Raw genomic sequence first — 16,644 nt, 5'->3', positions numbered from 1 at the left:
GCTTCATCCGTCGTCTGACAAGCCATGTCCTTCACTTTTGGAATGCGCTATGTCTACTACTAAACTGACCCGCCGCGAACAGCGCGCACAGGCACAACACTTCATTGATACCCTGGAAGGCACCGCTTTCCCGAACTCAAAGCGTATCTACCTCGCCGGCTCGCAGGCCGATATCCGCGTACCGATGCGCGAAATCCAGCTCAGCCCGACGCTTCTCGGTGGTAGCAAAGAGCACCCGCAGTTTGAAGACAACGAAGCCGTGCCAGTGTATGACACATCAGGCCCGTACGGCGATCCTTCGGTTACCATCGACGTACAGCTTGGTCTGGCAAAACTGCGCCAGCCGTGGATTGATGCGCGTAACGATAGCGAAGCACTAACAAACCGCAGCTCGACCTATACTAAAGAACGTCTGGCTGACGACGGTCTGGACGCACTGCGCTTCACCGGCCTGCTAACGCCAAAACGCGCTAAAAAGGGAAAATGCGTGACCCAGTTGCACTACGCGCGCCGGGGTGTCGTCACCCCGGAGATGGAGTTCATTGCCATCCGCGAAAACATGGGCCGCGAGCGCATCCGTAGCGAAGTGCTGCGCCACCAGCATCCCGGCGAAGGGTTTGGCGCTCGCCTGCCGGAAAATATCACGCCGGAGTTTGTACGTGACGAAGTGGCCGCCGGTCGCGCCATTATCCCTGCCAACATCAATCACCCGGAATCGGAGCCGATGATTATCGGGCGTAACTTTCTGGTCAAGGTCAACGCTAACATCGGTAACTCGGCCGTGACCTCCTCCATTGAGGAGGAGGTGGAAAAACTGGTCTGGTCAACGCGCTGGGGCGCGGACACGGTGATGGACCTTTCTACCGGGCGTTATATCCACGAAACCCGCGAGTGGATCCTGCGTAACAGCCCGGTACCGATTGGCACTGTGCCCATTTATCAGGCGCTGGAAAAAGTGAACGGCATCGCCGAGAACCTCACCTGGGAAGCGTTCCGCGACACGCTGCTGGAGCAGGCTGAACAGGGTGTGGACTATTTCACCATCCACGCTGGTGTGCTGCTGCGCTACGTGCCGATGACCGCCAAACGCCTGACCGGGATTGTCTCGCGCGGCGGCTCAATTATGGCGAAGTGGTGCCTGTCGCATCATCAGGAAAACTTCCTCTATGCGCACTTTCGCGAAATCTGCCAAATTTGTGCCGCTTACGATGTCTCTCTTTCACTGGGCGACGGCCTGCGTCCGGGATCGATTCGCGACGCCAACGACGAAGCGCAGTTTGCCGAACTGTCCACGCTGGGCGAACTGACCAAAATCGCCTGGGAGTATGACGTTCAGGTGATGATTGAAGGCCCGGGCCATGTGCCGATGCAGATGATCCGCCGCAACATGACCGAAGAGCTGGAGCACTGCCACGAAGCGCCGTTCTATACCCTCGGGCCGCTGACCACGGACATTGCGCCGGGCTACGACCATTTCACCTCCGGCATTGGCGCGGCGATGATCGGCTGGTTCGGCTGCGCCATGCTCTGCTACGTGACGCCGAAAGAGCACCTCGGGCTTCCTAACAAAGAAGACGTGAAGCAGGGACTGATTACCTACAAAATCGCCGCGCATGCAGCCGACCTGGCCAAAGGCCATCCGGGAGCTCAGATCCGCGACAACGCTATGTCGAAGGCGCGTTTTGAGTTCCGCTGGGAAGACCAGTTCAACCTTGCCCTCGACCCGTTCACCGCACGCGCGTACCACGACGAAACCCTGCCGCAAGAGTCCGGCAAAGTGGCGCACTTCTGCTCCATGTGCGGGCCAAAATTCTGCTCGATGAAAATCAGTCAGGAAGTCCGTGATTACACGGCCGCACAGGCGATTGAAGTTGGAATGGCCGACATGTCAGAAAATTTCCGCGCCAAAGGTGGCGAAATTTATCTCAAAAAAGAGGAGGTGTAATGTACCAGCCCAATTTCCCTTCCGTCCCCTTTCGTTTAGGGCTTTACCCAGTCGTGGAGAGCGTGACGTGGATAGAACGTCTGCTGGAGGCCGGCGTTCGAACAATCCAGCTACGCATCAAGGATAAACGCGAGGAAGAGGTGGAGGCCGATGTGATCGCCGCCATTGCGCTGGGTCGTCGTTACGGTGCTCGTCTGTTTATCAACGACTACTGGCGGCTGGCGGTTAAGCACCAGGCTTACGGCGTACATCTGGGCCAGGAAGATCTTGAGACGACGGATCTGGATGCTATCCGCGAAGCGGGTCTGCGTTTGGGCGTTTCAACGCACGACAATAGAGAGATCGACGTGGCGCGGGCGGCTCGCCCCTCCTACGTCGCCCTCGGCCACGTCTTCCCGACGCAAACCAAGCAAATGCCGTCCGCACCTCAGGGGTTAATACAGCTGGCAAGTCACGTTAAACGACTTGGAAATTACCCCACCGTCGCCATTGGCGGAATTAGCCTTGAACGCGCCCCTACGGTGCTGGAGACCGGTGTCGGCAGTATCGCCGTCGTCAGCGCCATCACCCAGGCGGCAGACTGGCAGGCCGCCACCGCACAGCTTTTAAGGCTGGCAGGAGCAGGCGATGAATGACCGTGATTTTATGCGCTACAGCCGCCAGATCCTGCTGGAGGATATCGCCATCGAGGGACAGCAAAAGCTGCTCGCCAGCCGGGTGCTCATTGTCGGACTCGGCGGGCTGGGCGCGCCTGCCGCGCTGTATCTGGCAGGTGCCGGCATCGGCACGCTGGTGCTGGCCGATGACGACAAGGTGCACATCAGTAACCTGCAGCGGCAAATCCTCTTTACTACCGAAGATATCAACCAGCCTAAAGCACTGATCGCTCGCCAGCGGCTGCATCAGCTAAATCCGGATATTGAACTGATAGCACGACAGGCGCGACTGAGTGGCGAAGACCTGCAGCGTGAAGTCGCGCTTGCCGACGTGGTGCTGGATTGCACTGACAATATGGCAACGCGACAGGCCATCAACGCCGCCTGTGTCGCGCAGAATACGCCACTGATTACCGCCAGTGCGGTCGGGTTTGGCGGGCAGATGATGGTTCTGACGCCGCCCTGGGCACAAGGTTGCTATCGCTGTCTGTGGCCAGATAATGCCGAGCCAGAGCGCAACTGTCGCACGGCGGGCATTCCTGGCCCCGTGGTAGGGATGATGGGCACCCTGCAAGCGCTGGAAACCATCACGTTGCTCAGCGGGATGGAGACTCAGCGTAATACCCTGCGCCTGTTTGACGCCCGCTCTGGCAGCTGGCGACACCTGGCGCTGCATCGCGCCAGCCACTGCCCGGTATGCGGAGGATGCGATGCGCATTCTGTTTAACGATGAACCAATACAGTGCGATGAGGGCCTCAGCGTTGCCGCACTGCTCGACACGCTACGTCAGCTCAAGCCGGGAATGGCGCTGGCGCTTAATCAACACATCCTGCCGCGCGAACGGTGGGATCGTCAGCAGGTCAGCGAAGGCGATCAGATCCTGCTGTTTCAGGTTATCGCAGGGGGATGAATGTTACGTATTGCCGATAAAGTCTTTGACTCACATCTATTTACCGGAACCGGGAAGTTCGCCTCTCCACGGCTGATGGTGGATGCCATTCGTGAAAGCGGTAGCCAACTGGTGACGCTGGCGCTAAAGCGCGTGGATCTGCGCCATCATAGCGATGCGATCCTGGCGCCGCTGCTGGAGACAGGCGTAACGCTTTTACCTAACACCTCCGGTGCGAAAACGGCAGAGGAGGCGATTTTCGCCGCCCAGTTGGCACGCGAGGCGCTCGGTACACGCTGGCTGAAGCTGGAAATTCATCCGGACGCCCGCTGGCTATTGCCCGACCCGATCGAAACCCTGAAAGCGGCAGAGAAGCTGGTGCAGCAGGGCTTTACCGTCCTGCCTTACTGCGGTGCCGACCCCGTGTTGTGTAAACGACTGGAGGAGGTGGGCTGCGCGGCCGTGATGCCGCTGGGCGCGCCTATCGGCTCTAACCAGGGGCTGGAGACCCGCGCGATGCTGGAGATCATTATCGAACAGGCCACCGTACCCGTCGTGGTGGATGCCGGTATTGGTGTGCCCAGCCATGCGACGCAGGCGCTGGAGATGGGCGCTGACGCAGTGCTGGTGAACACGGCGATTGCGGTTGCCGACAACCCGGTAATGATGGCCCGCGCGTTTCGTCTGGCGGTAGAGGCAGGCAGGCTGGCGAAAGCATCAGGCCCAGGCTCACAGAGTTTTCAGGCGCAAGCCACCAGCCCGCTGACCGGCTTTCTGGAGGTACTTTCATGAGCACCTTTAGCGATCGCTGGCGACAGCTACAGTGGGATGATATTGCCCTGCGCATTCACAGCAAAACGTCAGCCGACGTACAGCACGCGCTTGACGCCCGCCACCTGACCCGCGAGGACATGATGGCCCTGCTCTCTCCGGCAGCCAGCGCGTATCTTGAACCGATGGCCCAGCGCGCCCAGCGCCTCACCCGCCAGCGTTTTGGCAACACGGTGAGTTTTTACGTGCCGCTCTATCTCTCTAACCTGTGCGCCAATGACTGTACCTACTGCGGTTTTTCCATGAGCAACCGCATCAAACGTAAGAAGCTAGATGAAGGTGAAATTGCGCGCGAGTGTGCGGCCATCCGCGAAATGGGGTTCGAACATCTGCTGCTGGTGACGGGTGAGCATCAAAGCAAAGTCGGGATGGACTATTTCCGTCAGCACCTGCCCACCATCCGCCGTGAGTTCGCCTCGTTACAGATGGAAGTGCAGCCCCTGACGCTGGACGAATACGCCGAGCTTAAAACGCTCGGGCTGGACGGGGTGATGGTTTATCAGGAAACCTACCACGAGGCGACCTATGCGCGACACCACCTGCAGGGGAAGAAACAGGATTTCTACTTTCGGCTTGAGACGCCAGACAGGCTGGGACGTGCCGGAATCGATAAAATCGGTCTTGGCGCGCTGAGCGGGCTGTCTGACAACTGGCGCGTGGATTGCTACATGGTGGCGGAGCATCTTTTGTGGCTACAGCAGCGCTACTGGCAGAGCCGTTACTCGATCTCCTTTCCCCGGCTGCGCCCCTGTGCAGGAGGGATTGAACCGACGTCGCTGATGGATGAACGCCAGCTGGTACAAACCATCTGCGCCTTTCGTCTGCTCGCACCGGAGGTCGAATTATCCCTCTCCACGCGGGAATCACCGGCGTTTCGCGATCGGGTGATCCCGCTGGCAATCAATAACGTCAGCGCCTTTTCCAAAACCCAGCCAGGGGGTTACGCCGATGACCATCCGGAGCTGGAACAATTCGCGCCGCATGATGGACGCCGCCCGGAAGAGGTGGCACGAGCGCTGATCGGGCAAGGGCTGCAGCCCGTCTGGAAAGACTGGGATAGCTGGCTGGGAAGAGCATCGCAAATGCGTTGAAACGCGCTGTAACCGCATTGAAATATTACGAGGCTGCTCGTAACGTGATAATCGGGAGATTGTCAGATATCTCCCACTTTTTTATTCTGCTTTCGTCAGCAACGGATGCCGACCAGGGCGAAAAGCTTCTTCCTCGTTTCGCCCTGCTTCCGGCGCAGTGCGGCACTAAATGAATTCACAAAACGAATGCGTAATTTCCTATCGATTCTTAAGATAAATCATCTCAGTTGAAAACTGCATCTGTATAATTAACCGCTAACCTCCGGGCAGCGACTATGCTGAGAGGATATCCATTCACGTAATGCGTTACACCATCAGGATTGATGTACAGCTTATGGCTCGTCACAGTAGAAAACTCTCTTTTACCCGGCCGATAATGGTCAGCTTCGTAGGGATCATGCTCAGCTTCATTCTGATCGCCGTGTTCGTTACGATAATGCAAAGAAAGGATTTTATTGAATATTTTCATAAGATTAACGGTAACTTCACCCATAATCTTGCGGTGAACTATACCGAATCAATTCTGCATGAAAATGACTATATCCTCGGTCGTGCGGCGACCTTCTTCGCACGCAATAACCGGCTCGAGGCCACGGTAAGCACTAACCCTGCAGAAGGGCTGCAGATGTTGATGTATTTGCAGAATCTGATGCCTTCCGTGTCGTCTATCTCTCTGGCCGACACGCAGGGCCATTATCTGCGCGCGCCGGAAGTGCTCCCGACGGAGAAGAGCAAAACTTTCGATGCCCGGATCCGTCCCTGGTTTATTGGGCAAGCTGAAGCCAGTATTTTCAGTCGCTATACCCGCCCCTATACGGACTATTTCACCGGGCATCCTACTGTTACCCTCTTCAAGCCCGTGCTTTCGCCAGAAGGACGATTAAAAGGCACCCTCGCCTTTCATCTTGATCTGGCATCAATGGGCTTTACCCTTCGTCAGATGGTGGCCCCGGTACAGGGTGAATTCTTTGTCGTCGAGCGCGATGGCGCCGTGGTGCTTCATCCCGATACGGGAGCACTCTTTAAATCCTACGTCAGTGAAGCGCTCATGGACAAAATGACCAGCGGCGAAGGTCATCTTTACGATCCGCAAAGCCAAAGCTGGTATTACTATTACTCTTTCACCAACCCGGACTGGTTTGTTATCTACCGGGTATCTGGCGCGACACTCACCGATATCACCCGCCATCAAACCACCATCGTCGGCTGGGGATTTGCCCTTGCGGCCATCATTATCATCCTGTTCGGTTTATACCTGCGCCATGCCTCGCGCACCGTGCTGATGAACATTATCAACGCCATTAAAACCGGGGACGTCAACCAGGCTCCGCGGCTTGAAGCGATGCTTAGCCATACTATCAAGTCGAACAAAGAGCGCGAGATGGCGTATGTGCGCCAGGCGACCCACGATGCGCTGACGGGGTGCAAAAACCGCCGCGCTTTCGATAGCGATGTTGATGAGCTGCTAAAAAGCCATCAGCCGTTCGCGCTGGCGCTGGTTGATATTGATAATTTCAAGTCGATCAACGACACCTGGGGCCACGTGAGCGGCGACATTGTCTTGCGTAACGTCGCGCGCGAGGGGATTAAGATAATGAAGCCACATGACGTCTCCCTTTACCGCTATGGGGGCGAAGAGTTCGCGGTAATCTTCCAGGATGAGCTGATAAATTCCGCCCATTCACTGCTCGAGACGTGGCGCCACGCCGTTAGAAAACGCGAATGGCGGGAAGAAAACCTCCACGTGACCTTTAGCGCGGGGCTGGGTGAGTGGCGCTTCGAACCTCTGGAACAGTTCGTGGCAAGCGTTGATGCCGCTCTTTACGCGGCAAAACAGCAGGGAAAAAACCGTATTATTCATATGCCCGCCCACTAACTTCCGCTCTTCAATCTGCCCATTTTCACGGGCAGATTGCTCTCTGCCGCAGAATTGTAACCGGTTTCAGAAAAATGCCGATTTCTTTGTGATGCCTGACACACAATCGCGGTAAAGCGGTTGTTGAAGCGGACTGCACGGGATAATTATCACTAAACACATGTTGATCGAGGCTGACTATGAAGAACATCGTTTTATGCTGTGCAGCAGGGATGTCAACCAGCATGCTGGTACAACGCATGAAAGACGCCGCGCAGAAAAAAGGGGTTGAAGTAACCATTAAAGCCGTTCCGGTCGCGGAGTTTAAAGACAACCTCGCGACGGCAGACATCGTATTGCTGGGGCCACAGGTTAAATACGAGCTGGCAAAACTGCAAGCGCAGGCCGAGCCGCTGGGTAAAAAAGTCGTGGTGATCGATATGATGGATTACGGCATGATGAAAGGTGATGTCGTTCTCGAAAAAGCCCTCAAACTGCTGGAGTAGCCCATGGAAGATTTAGAAACAACGATTATGGAGCTGCTGGTTAACGCGGGTGCGGCCCGTAGCGCAGCCCTCACGGCGTTGCAGATGGCCCGTAAAGGTGAATTTGAAGAAGCGGAAAAAGCGATGGAAGAGTCGCGCGAATTCGTGAAGCATGCGCACGTCATTCAGACCCAGCTCATTGGCTTTGACGAAGGAACAGGGAAACTACCGGTTAACCTGATTACCGTTCATTCACAGGATCACCTGATGAACGCGATGGTCATTCAGGATCTGGCGGGCGATATGATTGAGCTTTATCGCCGGATCCCGCTGATTAACTAAAGAACGCCCGCTGGCGACTACGCTTATCGTGCCCAGACTGCACCATAAAAAAACCCGCCGAAGCGGGTTTTTTAGTAGCATTATCAACGACTAATCGTTGTCGGAACCGCCCAGACCTGCGTTCAGCAGTTCTGCCAGGCTCGCGGATGCATCTTCAGCAGTCACCTGCGGTGCGGCTGGCTGTTCGCCCGCTGCACGACGACGCATGCGATCCTGGTGGTACGCATAACCGGTACCTGCCGGGATCAAACGACCCACGATAACGTTCTCTTTCAGACCGCGCAGTTCATCACGTTTACCTGCAACAGCGGCTTCGGTCAGGACACGCGTTGTTTCCTGGAACGATGCAGCAGAGATGAAGGACTCGGTTGCCAGAGACGCTTTGGTGATACCCAGCAAATCGCGTGCGAAGGTCGCACTGTTTTTGCCGTTCGCTTCAAGCTCGCGGTTAGCGATCTTAACGCGTGAGTATTCAACCTGTTCGCCTTCCAGGAAGTCGGAACTGCCCGCGCTTTCAATGGTTGCTTTACGCAGCATCTGACGAACGATAACTTCGATGTGCTTATCGTTAATCTTAACGCCCTGCAGACGGTAAACGTCCTGTACTTCGTTGGTGATGTAACGCGTTACCGCATGCACGCCACGAAGACGCAGAATGTCGTGCGGCGCTTCTGGACCATCGGAAACCACGTCACCACGCTCTACACGTTCGCCTTCGAACACGTTGAGCTGACGCCACTTAGGAATCATCTCTTCGTACGGATCACTACCGTCTAACGGGGTGATAACCAGACGACGTTTTCCTTTGGTCTCTTTACCGAAGGAGATGATACCGCTGATTTCCGCCAGAATTGCAGGCTCTTTCGGACGACGTGCTTCGAAGAGATCCGCAACGCGCGGCAGACCACCGGTGATGTCCTTGGTACCGCCGGATTCCTGAGGAATACGTGCCAGGGTATCACCCGCACTGATCTGAACGCCATCTTCCAGCTGAACAATCGCTTTACCCGGCAGGAAGTACTGAGCAGGCATATCGGTGCCTGGGATCAGAACGTCATTACCGTTGGCATCAATGATTTTCAGGGCCGGACGCAGATCTTTACCACCCGCAGTACGCTCTGCAGAATCCAGAACCACCAGAGAAGACAGACCGGTCAGTTCGTCGGTCTGACGAGTAATGGTCTGGCCGTCAAGCATGTCAGTAAAGCGGATGAAACCACTCACTTCGGTGATGACCGGCATGGTGTGCGGATCCCAGTTTGCAACGGTTTCACCGCCGGCAACCTGCTCACCATCACCTTTAGCCATTACTGCGCCGTAAGGCACTTTATAGCTCTCTTTGGTACGACCGAATTCGTCGATCAGCTTCAGCTCGGTGTTACGAGAGGTCACAACCAGCTTGCCTGTAGAGTTAATAACAGACTTCGCGTTGATGAGCTTAATGCTACCTTTGTTTTTCACCTGGATGCTGGACTCAGCAGCCGCACGCGATGCCGCACCACCGATGTGGAACGTACGCATCGTCAGCTGTGTACCCGGCTCACCGATGGACTGTGCCGCGATAACGCCGATAGCTTCACCTTTGTTAATGATGTGGCCACGCGCCAGGTCACGACCGTAGCAGTGCGCACATACACCAAAGTCGGTGTCACAGGATACAACGGAACGTACTTTCACTGAGTCAACAGAGTTCGCTTCCAGCAGGTCACACCAGTGCTCGTGCAGCAGCGTGTTACGTGGAACCAGAATGTCTGCCGTACCCGGCTTCAGAATATCTTCCGCAGTAACACGACCCAGAACGCGATCGCGCAGCGGCTCTTTAACATCACCGCCCTCGATAACCGGGGTCATGGTGATACCTTCGAGGGTGCCACAATCGTCTTCGGTAACAACCAGATCCTGCGCCACGTCAACCAGACGACGCGTCAGATAACCGGAGTTCGCCGTTTTCAGTGCGGTATCCGCCAGACCTTTACGCGCACCGTGCGTGGAGATGAAGTACTGGAGTACGTTCAGGCCTTCACGGAAGTTCGCGGTGATTGGCGTCTCGATGATGGAACCATCTGGCTTCGCCATCAGACCACGCATACCTGCCAGCTGACGGATCTGCGCTGCAGAACCACGCGCACCGGAGTCGGCCATCATGTAGATGCTATTGAAAGAAACCTGCTGCTCTTCTACGCCGTCACGGTTAATCACGGTTTCGGTTTGCAGGTTGTCCATCATCGCTTTAGATACACGATCGTTTGCCGCAGCCCAGATATCGATAACTTTGTTATAGCGTTCACCCGCGGTAACCAGACCAGACTGGAACTGCTCCTGGATCTCAGCAACTTCGGCTTCCGCTTCAGAGATGATCTCGTGTTTCTTCTCTGGGATGACCATGTCATCAATACCAACAGAGGCACCTGAACGCGCTGCATACGCAAAGCCGGTGTACATTGTCTGGTCAGCGAAGATAACGGTCGGCTTCAGGCCCAAAATGCGGTAACAGGTGTTCAGCATTTTGGAGATAGCCTTCTTGCCCAGCGCCTGGTTGACGATGGAGAAAGGCAGACCTTTCGGTACGATCATCCACAAAATAGCACGGCCGATGGTCGTGTCTTTCAGGCTGGTTGTCGCAACGAATTCGCCGTTAGCCTCTTTTTCGTATTCAGTGATACGTACTTTAACGCGCGCATGCAGAGAGGCCAGACCAGCACGGTAAATACGCTCAGCTTCTTTCGGCCCCGTCAGCACCATGCCTTCGCCTTTGGCGTTAACACAGTCACGGGTCATGTAGTACAGACCCAATACAACGTCCTGAGAAGGAACGATGATAGGTTCGCCGTTCGCTGGAGACAGGATGTTGTTGGTAGACATCATCAGCGCGCGCGCTTCCAGCTGGGCTTCCAGCGTCAGCGGTACGTGAACTGCCATCTGGTCACCATCGAAGTCGGCGTTATAAGCCGCACAAACCAGCGGGTGCAGCTGGATAGCTTTACCTTCGATCAGTACGGGCTCAAAAGCCTGGATACCCAGACGGTGCAGCGTTGGCGCACGGTTCAGCAGTACCGGGTGTTCGCGGATCACTTCGTCCAGGATATCCCAAACGACAGCTTCTTCACGCTCAACCATTTTCTTAGCAGCTTTGATGGTGGTGGCGAGGCCACGCAGTTCCAGCTTGCCGTAGATGAACGGTTTGAACAGCTCCAGCGCCATTTTTTTCGGCAGACCGCACTGATGCAGACGCAGGTATGGACCTACGGTGATAACAGAACGACCGGAGTAGTCAACACGCTTACCGAGCAGGTTCTGACGGAAACGACCCTGCTTACCTTTGATCATGTCGGCCAAAGATTTCAGAGGACGTTTGTTAGAACCAGTGATCGCACGACCGCGACGACCGTTATCCAGCAGGGCGTCAACCGCTTCCTGCAGCATACGTTTTTCGTTGCGTACGATGATGTCCGGCGCAGCCAGATCCAGCAGACGTTTCAAACGGTTGTTACGGTTAATAACGCGACGATACAGATCGTTCAGGTCAGACGTCGCGAAACGACCACCATCCAGCGGAACCAGCGGACGCAGATCTGGCGGCAGAACCGGCAGAACGGTCAGGATCATCCACTCTGGTTTGTTACCAGACTGAACGAACGCTTCCAGCAGTTTGATACGCTTGGTCAGTTTTTTACGCTTGGTTTCGGAGTTCGTTTCGTTCAGCTCTTCACGCAGCTGCTCGCACTCTTGCTCCAGATCCATGCTTTTCAGCAGGGCCTGAATAGCTTCCGCACCCATCTTCGCGTCAAATTCGTCACCGAACTCTTCCAGCGCATCCAGGTACTGTTCTTCGGTCAGAATCTGGTGGCGTTCCAGGTTCGTCATACCGCCTTCGATAACCACATAAGATTCGAAGTACAGAACACGTTCGATATCGCGCAGCGGCATATCCAGCAGCAGACCGATACGGGACGGCAGAGATTTCAGGAACCAGATGTGAGCAGTAGGAGACGCCAGCTCGATGTGGCCCATGCGCTCACGGCGCACTTTGGTCTGGGTCACTTCGACGCCGCACTTCTCACAGATCACACCACGGTGTTTCAGGCGCTTGTACTTACCGCACAGGCACTCATAGTCTTTTACTGGCCCGAAAATACGCGCACAGAAAAGGCCGTCACGCTCAGGTTTGAACGTACGGTAGTTAATGGTTTCCGGCTTTTTAACTTCACCGAAAGACCATGAACGGATCATGTCTGGCGAAGCCAGAGCAATTTTGATCGCATCAAACTCTTCGGTTTTAGTCTGCGCTTTCAGAAACTTTAATAAATCTTTCACGGATTTGCTCCCGTCGGAGTTAGCACAATCTGGTGTCGGGGGTTAATCCGACACCAGTGACCTGTTTGAGCGAGAATTACTCGTCTTCCAGTTCGATGTTGATACCCAGCGAACGAATCTCTTTCAACAGTACGTTGAAGGATTCTGGCATGCCCGGTTCCATCTGATGGTTGCCGTCCACGATGTTCTTATACATCTTGGTACGACCGTTCACGTCATCAGACTTAACGGTGAGCATTTCCTGCAGGGTGTATGCTGCGCCGTATGCTTCAAGCGCCCACACTTCCATCTCCCCGAAGCGCTGACCACCGAACTGAGCCTTACCACCCAGCGGCTGCTGAGTAACCAGGCTGTAAGAACCGGTAGAACGCGCGTGCATCTTGTCATCAACCAGGTGGTTCAGTTTCAGCATGTACATGTAACCTACGGTTACCTGACGCTCAAACTGCTCGCCGGTGCGACCATCAAACAGCGTAATCTGACCAGAAGATGGCAGACCACCCAGTTGCAGCAGCTCTTTGATTTCAGCTTCTTTTGCACCGTCGAATACCGGCGTTGCAATTGGCATACCTTTACGCAGGTTTTCCGCCAGACGCAGAACTTCATCATCGCTGAAGGTGTTCAGGTCGACTTTCTGACGAACGTCGGTACCCAGATCGTAGGCACGCTGGATGAATTCACGCAGTTTTGCGACTTCCTGCTGCTGTTTCAGCATGGCGTTGATCTTGTCGCCGATACCTTTCGCAGCCATACCCAGGTGTGTTTCCAGGATCTGACCAATGTTCATACGAGACGGTACGCCCAGCGGGTTCAGTACGATATCTACCGGCGTACCGTTAGCATCGTGCGGCATATCTTCGATCGGGTTGATCTTAGAAATAACACCCTTGTTACCGTGACGACCTGCCATTTTATCACCAGGCTGGATCTGACGTTTAACCGCCAGATAAACCTTAACAATCTTCAGCACGCCGGGTGCCAGATCGTCGCCCTGAGTGATTTTACGGCGTTTCGCTTCGAGTTTTTTCTCGAACTCGTGTTTCAGTTCGTCATACTGCTCAGCCAGTTGTTCCAGCTGATTTTGTTTCTCTTCATCGGTGAGGCCCAGTTCCAGCCAGCGATCGCGTGGCAGTTTATCGAGCTTATCAGCTTCAATGCCACCGGCAACCAGCACCGCATAAATACGGCTGAACAGACCTGCTTCGAGGATCTGCAGTTCTTCAGACAGGTCTTTTTTAGCCTGCTTGAGCTGCATCTCTTCGATTTCCAGCGCACGCTTATCTTTCTCAACGCCGTCACGAGTGAAGACCTGAACGTCGATAACCGTACCGGAAACACCGTTTGGTACGCGCAGAGAAGAGTCTTTAACGTCAGACGCTTTCTCACCGAAGATTGCACGCAGCAGTTTCTCTTCTGGTGTCAGTTGGGTTTCACCTTTCGGCGTTACCTTACCCACCAGAATGTCACCACCGGTGACTTCCGCACCAATGTAAACGATACCGGACTCATCCAGTTTGGAGAGCGCAGCTTCACCCACGTTCGGGATGTCGGCAGTGATCTCTTCTGGCCCCAGCTTGGTGTCACGGGACACACATGCCAGTTCCTGGATGTGAATAGTCGTGAAACGGTCTTCCTGAACCACACGCTCGGATACGAGGATGGAGTCTTCGAAGTTGTAACCGTTCCATGGCATGAATGCCACGCGCATGTTCTGACCGAGCGCCAGCTCACCGAGGTCGGTAGATGGACCATCTGCCAGCACGTCGCCGCGCTCGATCGGTTCACCCAGAGACACACATGGCATCTGGTTAATACAGGTGTTCTGGTTAGAACGGGTGTATTTGGTCAGGTTATAGATGTCGATACCCGCTTCGCCCGCGTGCATCTCGTCTTCGTTAACTTTAATAACGATACGGGATGCATCGACGTACTGAACGGTACCGCCACGCTTAGCAACTGCAGTAACACCGGAGTCGACAGCAACAGCACGTTCCATACCCGTACCAACCAGCGGCTTATCAGCACGCAATGTTGGGACGGCCTGACGTTGCATGTTCGCACCCATCAATGCACGGTTGGCGTCATCGTGTTCCAGGAACGGGATCAGGGATGCACCGACGGATACCACCTGTTGGGTGGAAACGTCCATATAGTCAACCTGGTCGCGGCTGAACAAGCTGGATTCGCCTTTACTACGGCAGGTTACCAGGTCTTCTTCAAAGTGGCCTTCATCATCCAGGTTGGAGTTCGCCTGAGCGATAACGTAGTTGCCTTCTTCAATAGCAGACAGGTAATGAATTTCGTCGGTAACAACACCATCGGTCACTTTACGGTACGGCGTTTCGAGGAAGCCGTATTCGTTTGTCTGTGCATACACGGACAGGGAGTTGATCAGACCGATGTTTGGACCTTCAGGCGTTTCGATTGGACATACGCGACCGTAGTGAGTCGGGTGTACGTCTCGAACTTCAAAGCCTGCGCGTTCACGGGTCAGACCGCCTGGGCCGAGTGCAGAGATACGACGTTTGTGCGTAATCTCAGACAGCGGGTTGTTCTGGTCCATGAACTGAGACAGCTGGCTGGAACCAAAGAACTCTTTCACTGCTGCAGAAATCGGCTTGGCGTTGATCATATCCTGAGGCATCAGGGTATCGAGATCGCCCAGAGACAGACGCTCTTTCACCGCACGCTCTACACGTACCAGGCCAACGCGGAACTGGTTTTCCGCCATTTCGCCTACGGAACGGATACGACGGTTGCCGAGGTGGTCGATATCGTCCACTTCGCCTTTGCCGTTACGGATATCAATGAGCTTCTTCATCACTTCAATGATGTCGTCTTTGCTCAGGATACCAGAACCTTCGATTTCGTCGCGTAACAGAGAACGGTTGAACTTCATACGACCCACCGCGGACAGATCGTAGCGGTCTTCGGAGAAGAACAGGTTCTCGAACAGGCTTTCAGCCGCTTCGCGAGTCGGTGGCTCACCAGGACGCATCATGCGGTAGATCTCTACTAGCGCGCTCAGACGATCGGTCGTTGGGTCGACGCGAATGGTCTCAGACATGTATGCGCCGTGATCCAGATCGTTGGTGAACAGCGTTTCGATACGTTTGTGGCCGGACTGGCTCAGCTTCGCCAACAGATCCAGGCTCAGTTCTATGTTCGCCGGGCAGATCAGTTCGCCGGTTGCGGTATCAACGTAATCTTTCGCGGCCACTTTTCCTGCAATGTACTCAACCGGTACTTCGATGAGTTTGATATCATCTTTTTCCAGCTGACGGATATGGCGCGCAGTGATACGGCGACCTTTTTCCACATACACTTTGCCGTCGGACTCGATGTCGAACGACGCGGTCTCACCACGCAGACGTTCCGGCACCAGCTCCATTTGCAGCTTGTTGTCGCGGATTTCAAAAATAACTTTCTCGAAGAACAGGTCAAGGATCTGCTCAGTCGTGTATTGCAGCGCACGCAGGATAATGGTCGCAGGCAGTTTACGACGACGGTCGATACGGACAAACAGGTTGTCTTTAGGATCGAACTCGAAGTCCAGCCAGGAACCACGGTAAGGAATGATGCGCGCGTTATACAGCACTTTACCGGAAGAGTGTGTTTTACCTTTATCGCTGTCGAAGAAGACGCCCGGGCTACGATGCAGCTGGGAAACGATAACACGCTCAGTACCGTTGATAACAAAAGTACCGTTGTCCGTCATGAGTGGAATTTCACCCATGTAGACTTCTTGTTCTTTAATGTCCTTAACGGTGCCTTCAGGCGCTTCGCGCTCGTAGATCACCAGACGCAGTTTTACGCGCAGCGGTGCGGAATAGGTCACGCCACGGATCTGACATTCCTGAACGTCAAACACCGGTTCGCCAAGGCGGTAGCTGACGTATTGCAGCTCAGAATTACCACTATAGCTCTTAATCGGGAATACGGAACGGAAAGCTGCTTCCAGACCATACTGCCCTTCAGGATCTTGCTCGATAAACTTCTGGAACGAGTCAAGCTGGATAGAAAGGAGATAAGGTATATCCAGAACTTGTGGACGTTTACCAAAATCCTTACGAATACGTTTTTTCTCGGTATAGGAGTAAACCATTAGGGTTCCTCAGCTCGCTGACAAGTCGACCCATCTGCCCGACGGAGGGACAGTTTGTGCAACACTATTTTGTTGACCGGAAAATTGAATACTTTCCGCAATACCTGTTGCTATCACGCTTAAACCATTT

11 protein-coding genes are annotated in these 16,644 nt (G+C 54.7%); 9 read left to right on the top strand and 2 right to left on the bottom strand.

Features of this window, described 5'->3' with window-relative positions; genetic code table 11:
- Positions 1-49 precede the first annotated feature (49 nt).
- The 9 genes from thiC (at position 50) to NL510_RS01535 (ending at position 8,095) form a co-directional block, all read left to right on the top strand.
- Positions 50-1,945: a phosphomethylpyrimidine synthase ThiC gene (thiC, locus tag NL510_RS01575; RefSeq protein WP_253381040.1), complete on the top strand. Its 1,896-nt coding sequence runs from the start codon at positions 50-52 to the stop codon at positions 1,943-1,945.
- Positions 1,945-2,580: a thiamine phosphate synthase gene (gene thiE / locus NL510_RS01570; protein ID WP_253381038.1), complete on the top strand. Its 636-nt coding sequence runs from the start codon at positions 1,945-1,947 to the stop codon at positions 2,578-2,580. The genes thiC and thiE overlap by 1 nt, the downstream gene beginning before the upstream one ends.
- Positions 2,573-3,328 carry a HesA/MoeB/ThiF family protein gene (locus NL510_RS01565; protein WP_253381036.1) on the top strand — a complete coding sequence of 252 codons (756 nt, stop codon included), beginning with the start codon at positions 2,573-2,575 and terminating at the stop codon, positions 3,326-3,328. The genes thiE and NL510_RS01565 overlap by 8 nt, the downstream gene beginning before the upstream one ends.
- Positions 3,312-3,512, top strand: a complete 201-nt coding sequence (thiS, locus tag NL510_RS01560) for a sulfur carrier protein ThiS (RefSeq protein WP_253381033.1) — start codon at positions 3,312-3,314, stop codon at positions 3,510-3,512. The genes NL510_RS01565 and thiS overlap by 17 nt, the downstream gene beginning before the upstream one ends.
- The gene (gene thiG, locus NL510_RS01555; RefSeq protein ID WP_253381032.1) at positions 3,513-4,283 is read left to right on the top strand and encodes a thiazole synthase; all 771 of its coding nucleotides are present in this window, start codon (positions 3,513-3,515) and stop codon (positions 4,281-4,283) included.
- Positions 4,280-5,413 carry a 2-iminoacetate synthase ThiH gene (gene thiH / locus NL510_RS01550; protein WP_253381030.1) on the top strand — a complete coding sequence of 378 codons (1,134 nt, stop codon included), beginning with the start codon at positions 4,280-4,282 and terminating at the stop codon, positions 5,411-5,413. Before thiG ends, thiH begins: the two co-directional genes overlap by 4 nt.
- Positions 5,414-5,747: 334 nt before the next feature.
- Positions 5,748-7,289, top strand: coding sequence for a sensor domain-containing diguanylate cyclase (locus tag NL510_RS01545; RefSeq protein ID WP_253381028.1), 1,542 nt, complete (start codon positions 5,748-5,750; stop codon positions 7,287-7,289).
- A gap of 179 nt (positions 7,290-7,468) precedes the next feature.
- Positions 7,469-7,774 (top strand): PTS sugar transporter subunit IIB, encoded by a 306-nt coding sequence (locus tag NL510_RS01540; protein ID WP_253381026.1) that lies wholly within the window; start codon positions 7,469-7,471, stop codon positions 7,772-7,774.
- 3 nt (positions 7,775-7,777) lie between these two features.
- Positions 7,778-8,095 (top strand): PTS lactose/cellobiose transporter subunit IIA, encoded by a 318-nt coding sequence (locus NL510_RS01535; protein ID WP_253381024.1) that lies wholly within the window; start codon positions 7,778-7,780, stop codon positions 8,093-8,095.
- A 90-nt stretch (positions 8,096-8,185) separates the two neighbouring features.
- Here NL510_RS01535 and rpoC read toward each other — a convergent pair whose 3' ends face one another.
- Both rpoC and rpoB read right to left on the bottom strand, forming a co-directional pair.
- Positions 8,186-12,409, bottom strand: a complete 4,224-nt coding sequence (gene rpoC, locus NL510_RS01530; RefSeq protein ID WP_253381022.1) for a DNA-directed RNA polymerase subunit beta' — start codon at positions 12,407-12,409, stop codon at positions 8,186-8,188.
- A gap of 76 nt (positions 12,410-12,485) precedes the next feature.
- A complete protein-coding gene (gene rpoB, locus NL510_RS01525) occupies positions 12,486-16,514 on the bottom strand; it encodes a DNA-directed RNA polymerase subunit beta (RefSeq protein WP_253381020.1) in 4,029 nt (1,342 codons plus the stop codon).
- Positions 16,515-16,644: the final 130 nt, after the last annotated feature.

Source organism: unidentified bacterial endosymbiont (assembly GCF_918797525.1).
Taxonomy (GTDB): Bacteria; Pseudomonadota; Gammaproteobacteria; order Enterobacterales; family Enterobacteriaceae; genus Enterobacter.
Note: the sequence above shows the minus strand (reverse complement) of the source record. Positions and strands in the feature narration are given on the sequence as shown.